This is a genomic window from Ilumatobacter sp., from assembly GCF_049588435.1.
Classification (GTDB): Bacteria; Actinomycetota; Acidimicrobiia; order Acidimicrobiales; family Ilumatobacteraceae; genus Ilumatobacter_A.
In genome coordinates this window covers 1-6831 of the sequence record NZ_JBAVYV010000206.1, presented here as the reverse complement: position 1 = coordinate 6831, position 6831 = coordinate 1, and the positions used below count along the sequence as shown (strand labels likewise).

Annotated in this window: 5 protein-coding genes and 1 pseudogene; 1 reads left to right on the top strand and 5 read right to left on the bottom strand. The window is 65.4% G+C overall.

Annotation, left to right across the window (positions count from 1 at the left end):
• A pseudogene (locus WBV89_RS07855) lies at nt 1–223 on the bottom strand (hypothetical protein); the annotation flags it as partial.
• A 28-nt stretch (nt 224–251) separates the two neighbouring features.
• Between WBV89_RS07855 and WBV89_RS07850 the strand changes: the two are divergent.
• Complete coding sequence (locus WBV89_RS07850; RefSeq protein ID WP_423980778.1) at nt 252–1826, top strand: serine hydrolase domain-containing protein; 1575 nt, start codon at nt 252–254, stop codon at nt 1824–1826.
• 137 nt (nt 1827–1963) lie between these two features.
• On the opposite strand, the gene WBV89_RS07845 is transcribed toward WBV89_RS07850, so the two are convergent.
• From WBV89_RS07845 to WBV89_RS07830, 4 genes are all read right to left on the bottom strand, one after another.
• Entirely contained in the window at nt 1964–2866 is a 903-nt protein-coding gene (locus WBV89_RS07845; RefSeq protein ID WP_423980777.1) for a cell division protein FtsX, read from the bottom strand.
• A 9-nt stretch (nt 2867–2875) separates the two neighbouring features.
• Nucleotides 2876–3553, bottom strand: coding sequence for a cell division ATP-binding protein FtsE (gene ftsE, locus WBV89_RS07840; protein ID WP_423980776.1), 678 nt, complete (start codon nt 3551–3553; stop codon nt 2876–2878).
• 102 nt (nt 3554–3655) lie between these two features.
• Complete coding sequence (gene prfB / locus WBV89_RS07835; protein WP_423980775.1) at nt 3656–4762, bottom strand: peptide chain release factor 2; 1107 nt, start codon at nt 4760–4762, stop codon at nt 3656–3658.
• Between the two features lie 45 nt (nt 4763–4807).
• The coding region (locus WBV89_RS07830; protein WP_423980774.1) for an SEC-C metal-binding domain-containing protein at nt 4808–6831 on the bottom strand (2024 nt) is incomplete at its 5' end.

Genomic DNA, 6831 nt, shown 5'->3' with positions numbered 1-6831 from the left:
CGTCGGTGGGCTGCGGCCCGGGGTCGCTCCGGCTGATCTGGTCGCCCACCAACGTCCCGGGCCGGTCGTAGGCGCACACCCGGTTGGACCGGGCCGACAGGCGGCTCAGCCGCCAACTGCTAGCGTCGTCACACGTCCACGCTTCGTCGCCCTTCGACGAATGGCTCTCGGGGATCAACCGAAGAGGACGAACGATGGACGAGCCCGGCAGCGGAGTTCCCACCGGACCACCCGAGTTGTCGCGGCGGTCAATGCTGCGGACGACGGCCGATCTGGCCGCCTTCGCAGTCGTGGGCACGACCCTGGCGGGGTGCGTCAACGATGGCACGGCGAGCTCGAGCGGTCAGAGCAGCGCGACCACTACCACCGCTACTCCCACCACCACTACGGCTGCGCCGAACACTGCGAGCGGCGCCACCGGAGCCGGCTCCTCTGACGCACTCTTCGCCGAGCTCGACGAGAAGGTCGAATCGGCCATGGAGGAGTTCGTCGTGCCCGGCGTCGCGGTGGCGGTGCTGCACGACGGCCACGAGTACGTGCGCGGGTACGGGGTTTGCAGTGTCGACGCGCCCGTGCCGGTCGACGAGCACACGGCTTTCCGCATCGGTTCGACGACCAAGACCTTCACGGGGATGGCGGTGATGCGCCTGGTCGAGGCGGGCGAGGTGGACCTGGACGCGACCGTTCGGACCTACCTGCCGGAGTTCTCGGTCGCCGACGAAGCCGTGGCGGAGCGCGTAACGGTGCGACAACTGCTGAACCACAGCGCCGGGTGGCTGGGTGATGACCTCCAGGACTTCGGTCGGGGCGAGGACGCGATCGAGCGCTACGTGCAGAGCATGACCCGGTTGCCGCAGCTGAGACCGCTCGGGTCCACGTTCTTCTACAACAACGCAGCGGTCGTGGCCGCTGGACACCTGGTGGAAAAGGTGCACGGAACGACCTACGAGCAGGCCGTACAGGACCTGGTGCTCGACCCGCTCGACCTCGACCACACCCGATTCTTCACCGACGAGCTCGTCGGGCGCACGTTCGCTGGTCCGCACATCGTGGTCGACGGCAACGCGGTCCTGGATCCGTCCTTGTGGTACCTCCCGCGCTCCATCAATCCGGCCGGCGCCCTCATCTCGAGCGCCCGCGATCAGATGAGCTACCTGCGATTCCACCTGGGGGACGGCACCGCAGCGGACGGAAGCCGCATCCTCGGCGCCAGCTCGCTCGAAACAATGCACTCCCACCCCGGTCCGGGAGGAACACTGTTGGGCGAGCTCGATGGTTACGCGCTGAGCTTGATGGTGCGGCCGAGCGCCGAAGGCATCCCCATCGTGCAGCACGGCGGCGACTGGGCCGCTCAGCACAGCGGTTTCATGTTCGTTCCCGAGCGGAACTTCGGAATCGCCATCCTCACGAACTCCACAGGTGGCCACTCGCTCCGCGAGGAGATCTTCGTCAGCGACTGGGCGTTATCGCGGTTCGCCGGCCTCCACAACGTGCCGAGCGAGCCCCAGGACAAGTCGGCGGAGCAGCTGGCCCAATACCTCGGTCGCTACGAGGCCGAAGGGATCACCCTCAACGGCGACACCGTGACGACGATCATCGAGCTCACCGCCGACGACGGCCGGATTGGCATTCGCCTGGTGGACCCGGACAGCACGGTGGCCGCCGATGAGCCGGTCGACTTCATCGCCTTGTACCGGGACGACTACGCCGTGGACCTGAGCCCAGAGGGCACGCCCCTCCCGACCCGCTACAACTTCGTGCGCGACGCGAACGGTGAGGTGGACGGCTTCCTCGTGAACGGCCGCTTGCACCTCAAGATCGCCTAGCCGACAGTCCGACGCACATCCTGCCGCGGGTACCCGATCCCGCCATCAGAACTGTCAGAGACAACGCCACGAGAGATCGATGCGTGGCCGGAGGGTACCGGTCAACTCCGACGACGGTCGTGGACGAAGCTGATCCGCTAGACGTCGAGGAACCGGGAGGCGGCGATCCCGGAGCCGATGGCTCCTGCGACCGCGCCGATGATCAGCATGTACAGCATGACGGTCTTGTCATATCCGTTCGTGATCACCAGCGACGCGAACCCACTGTTCTCGGGGAATCCCTGGACGCCACGCGTCCACTGCGAGTTCCAGATGCCGAGCCCGAGGCTCGCGAGCGCGCCACCGATCAACCCGTGCAACAAGCCTTCGAGCATGAACGGGATCCGGATGAACCAGTCGGTCGCGCCCACGAGTTTCATCACCTCGATTTCTCGACGGCGCGCGAAGATCGCGGTTCGAATCGTGTTCCAGATCAACAGGATCGCGGCCAACAACAAGAAGCCCGACAGCAGGAACAGACGGAACCCGAAGAACGACTGGAGTTGCTCGATCAACGAGATCTGGTCCTCCGCGAACACGACCTCGAACACCCCTGGTCCACCGGCGAACTCGTCGGACACCTGACGGAGCAGTGCGACGTCGGTCGCCTCCGTCGGAACGGCCTTGTACTGGGTCGGGATGTTCGACTCGTTGAGCAGGTCACGCACGCCGGGTTCGGCGGCGAGAACGCGGTCGCGTTCGGCGATCGAACACGCGACGTCGCAGTACTCCCACGACTCGATGAACTGGTTGTTCTCGTTGAGGCTGCTCTCGATGAGCGCCTTCTGGTCGTCGGTGACGTCGGGCCGCATGAAGATGATCATCTCGACGCCGCCCTCCCACTTGGAGAGCAGGTTGTCGAAGCCCTCCTGACTGAGCAGGGTCAAGCCGACACCGAGCAGCGAGATCGCCGCCGTGATGATCGACGCGACGGTCAACGTCGCGTTGCGCCGGAAACTGTCGAACGTTTCGCGGAAGATGTAACGGATACGGGAGAGCATCAGGTCACCTCACTCATACACGCCGCGAGCCTGGTCGCGCACGATGATGCCTCGGTCGAGTTGGATGACGCGCTTGCGCATCGAGTTGACGATGCGCTGGTCGTGCGTCGCCATGACGATGGTGGTGCCGGTCTTGTTGATCCGGTCGAGTAGCCGCATGATTCCTTCGCCGGTCCCCGGGTCGAGGTTTCCGGTCGGCTCGTCCGCGAGCAGGATCAGCGGGCGGTTGACGAATGCCCGGGCGACCGAGACACGCTGCTGCTCGCCACCCGAGAGCTGGTTCGGCATCCGCTCCTCCTTGCCGGCCAGTCCGACGAGGTCGAGCACCGCCGGAACCTGCTGGCGGATGACGTGCTGCGGGCGGCCGATGACCTCCTGGGCGAACGCGACGTTCTCGAAGACGTTCTTCTCCTGGAGCAGCTTGTAGTCCTGGAAGATGTTGCCGATGTTGCGCCGCAGCATCGGGATGCGCCCACTCGGCAGGTCGACGATGTTGCGACCGGCCACCCACACGGCGCCCCGCTCGGGGCGGTCTTGTCGGTTGAGCATGCGAAGGAGCGTGCTCTTGCCCGACCCTGACGGGCCGACGAGGAAGACGAACTCTCCCTTCGCGATGTCGAAGCTCGCGTCTTTCACGGCAACGACTTCGGTGGAATAGCTCTTGGTGACGTTTTCGAGTCTGATCATGAGGAAACTCGCCCGGGTTGGAAGGCTGGAACACGGTACCGCTCGATGGATCGCCACACGCGGCAGGCGGGCATGACGCCTGCCACGACTCCCGAGCCGATGTCAGGATTCGTCGTGGTTCGCCCGGCGCTGTTGGAGGAAGCCCTCGATGAGGAAATCGATGTCCCCGTCGAGCACACCCTGGACGTTCGCGGTCTCGACCTCGGTGCGCAGGTCCTTCACCATCTGATACGGCTGCATCACGTAGCTGCGGATCTGGCTGCCCCAACCGACCTGGGCCTGCTTGCCCGCGATCGCGTCGAGTTCGGCCTGACGGTCCTCCTCGGCTTTGGCTGCGATCATCGCCGACAGCCGGTTCATCGCCCGCTCACGGTTCTGGAGCTGGCTGCGCTCCTCCTGCGAGCTCGCGACCAGCCCGGTCGGGTGGTGGATCAGGCGCACGGCGGACGAGGTCTTGTTGATGTGCTGGCCGCCGGCACCCGATGCGCGAAACACCTGCATCTCGATGTCGGACTCGTCGATCTCGACGTCGACATCGTCCATCAACGGCCACACCTGGACGGCCGCGAACGACGTCTGACGCCGTCCCTGGTTGTCGAACGGGCTGATCCGCACGAGTCGGTGGGTGCCGCGCTCGGCCGACATCAGGCCGTAGGCGTAGCGACCCTGGATCGTGACCTCGGCCGACATGATCCCGGCCTCCTGGCCCTCCGACACCCCGTTCAGCGTGATCGAGAAGCCACGTCGCTCACACCACTTCTCGTACATCCGCAGCAGCATCTCGGAGAAGTCCTGCGCGTCGACCCCACCGTCCTTGGCGTTGATCTGGACGATGCAGTCGGCATCGTCGTGCTCGCCGGTGAAGAGGCTGCGGAGCTCGAGCCGGTCGAGTTCGACGCCGATCGCGTTCACCTCCGACTCGATGTCGGCCTCCTGGGACGCGTCGTCCTCGTCGCGGGCGAGTTCGTGGAGCACCTCGACATCGCCGAGTTGGGCGGACAGGCCGTCGAAGGTGTCGAGATCGTCCTTGAGGTTCGAGTACTCGGTGTTGAGCTTGCGCGCCCGATCCTGATCGTCCCAGAGCGCGGGGTCGGCGATCTCGGCTTCGAGCACGGCGAAGCGCTCGCGGTTCTCCGCGACCGAGAGATAGCTCTCGGCTTCGTCGAGGCGACGTTGCACGTCGCGCAGGTCCTGTGTGAAGTCACGCATGATCGTTCCTCGTCGGGTCGATGCCCACCGGACTGACCGAGACCATCAGGCCGCGTGACAGTTCTTGAACTTCTTCCCGCTGCCACACGGGCACGGGGCATTGCGCGGGGTCTTGGAGAAATCGTCCTTGACGACGGTCTGCTGCTTGGTCGACGCGTTGGGGGTCGCTGCAGCGGGCATCGCTCCTGCGCCCGGAGCGGCGGCCGCACGTTCGAAGCCGCTGTTGTCGACGTCGTCGGACGACGTGGTGGTCATGTTGCTCACCCCGGACTCACCGGAGTCGATCATGCCGTTCTGGTTCGCGTCGGCGGGATCGGCGAGAGCCGCACGACCGTCGCTCGACTTGGGTGCGCCTGCCGCGTTCTGGACGACCTGGACGTGCATGACGTACTTGACGAAGTCCTGGGCGATGCCGGTCATCATCGACCCGAACATCTCGAAGCCCTCACGCTGCCATTCCGTGAGCGGGTCCATCTGACCCATCGCCCGCAGGTTGACACCCGTCTGGAGATAGTCCATCTCCTCGAGGTGTTCGCGCCAACGCTGATCGATGATGCGCAGCATCACCTGGCGCTCCACCTGGCGGAGCACCTCCTCGCCGAGTTCGGCCTCGCGCCGCTCGTAGTGCGCCGTTGCATCGGCCATCACGATGTCGTAGATCTCGTCGGTGCCGCTGCAGCCTTCGAGCGCCTCCTGGCTGACCGAGTTCGGCCAGTAGAGCGTCAGCTCCTTCGCCAGCCCGTCGAGATCCCACTCGTCGTCGGCCGCAGAGGCGCAGTGCGTGGCGATGAGCGAGTCGACCGCCTCGGCCAGGTACTCCATCCCGGCCGAACGCAGGTCCTCGCCGTCGAGGATCTGGTCACGGCGCCGGTAGATCACCTTGCGCTGCTCGTTCATCACCTCGTCGTACTTGAGGACGTTCTTGCGGATCTCGGCGTTCTTCGTCTCGACGGTCGTCTGGGCTCGCTCGATCGCCTTGGTGACCATCTTCGCCTCGATCGCCTCGTCGTCGGGGAGTGCCTTGCCCATGACGAAGTTGAGTGCGCCGGTGGCGAACAGCCGCATCAGGTCGTCCTCGAGGCTGAGAAAGAATCGCGACGCTCCCGGGTCGCCCTGACGGCCGGAACGGCCGCGCAGCTGGTTGTCGATCCGGCGGCTGTCGTGGCGCTCGGAGCCGACAACGTAGAGCCCACCGAGCTGGCGTACCTGATCGCCCTCGGCGGAGCACTCGGCGCTGTGGTGCGTAAGACGCTCCTTGTACAGCGCCTGTGCGGCGGTGCGCTGTTCCTGGTACTCCTCGGGCATCTGGTCGAGGGGCACCGAGAGCTCGAACTCGTGGGCGAGGTGATCCTCGTCGAATCCGGCGCGCAACACGTCGGTCCGGGCAAGACCCTCGGGATTTCCGCCGAGCAGGATGTCGACGCCGCGGCCGGCCATGTTGGTGGCGACGGTGACCGCGCCGAGACGTCCCGCCTGGGTGACGATCTCGGCTTCACGGGTGTGCTGTTTGGCGTTGAGCACCTCGCGCTCGATGCCGCGCTGTTCGAGGAGGCGGCCGAGTTTCTCGGACCGTCCGACGCTCGCCGTTCCGACCAGGATCGGCTGGCCCTTCGCGTGGCGTTCCTCGATGTCGTCGATGATCGCGTTGAACTTCGCCTCTTCGGTCTTGTAGATCAGGTCGGCTTCGTCGTCGCGAACGACGGGCTTGTTGGTCGGAATCGGGACCACTCCGAGCCCGTAGGTGTTCATGAGTTCGGCTGCCTCGGTGGCGGCGGTGCCGGTCATGCCGGCGAGCTTCTCGTAGAGGCGGTAGTAGTTCTGCAGCGTGATCGTGGCGAGGGTCTGGTTCTCTTCCTTGATCTTCACGCCTTCCTTGGCTTCGACCGCCTGGTGGATGCCCTCGGACCAGCGTCGCCCTTCGAGGATGCGGCCGGTGAACTCGTCGACGATCTTCACCTCGCCGCCCTGCACGATGTAGTCCTTGTCGCGCTTGTAGATCTCTTTGGCCTTCAGCGCCACGGTGAACTGGTGGACGAGGTTCGCCTGGACGTTGTCGTAGAGGTTGTCGA

Bases quoted from the DNA above. Each gene is read 5' to 3' on its own strand.
- ftsE (WP_423980776.1), bottom strand. From the start codon at position 3,553: ATGATCAGACTCGAAAACGTCACCAAGAGCTATTCCACCGAAGTCGTT.
- prfB (WP_423980775.1), bottom strand. From the start codon at position 4,762: ATGCGTGACTTCACACAGGACCTGCGCGACGTGCAACGTCGCCTCGAC.
- WBV89_RS07850 (WP_423980778.1), top strand. From the start codon at position 252: ATGCTGCGGACGACGGCCGATCTGGCCGCCTTCGCAGTCGTGGGCACG.
- WBV89_RS07845 (WP_423980777.1), bottom strand. From the start codon at position 2,866: ATGCTCTCCCGTATCCGTTACATCTTCCGCGAAACGTTCGACAGTTTC.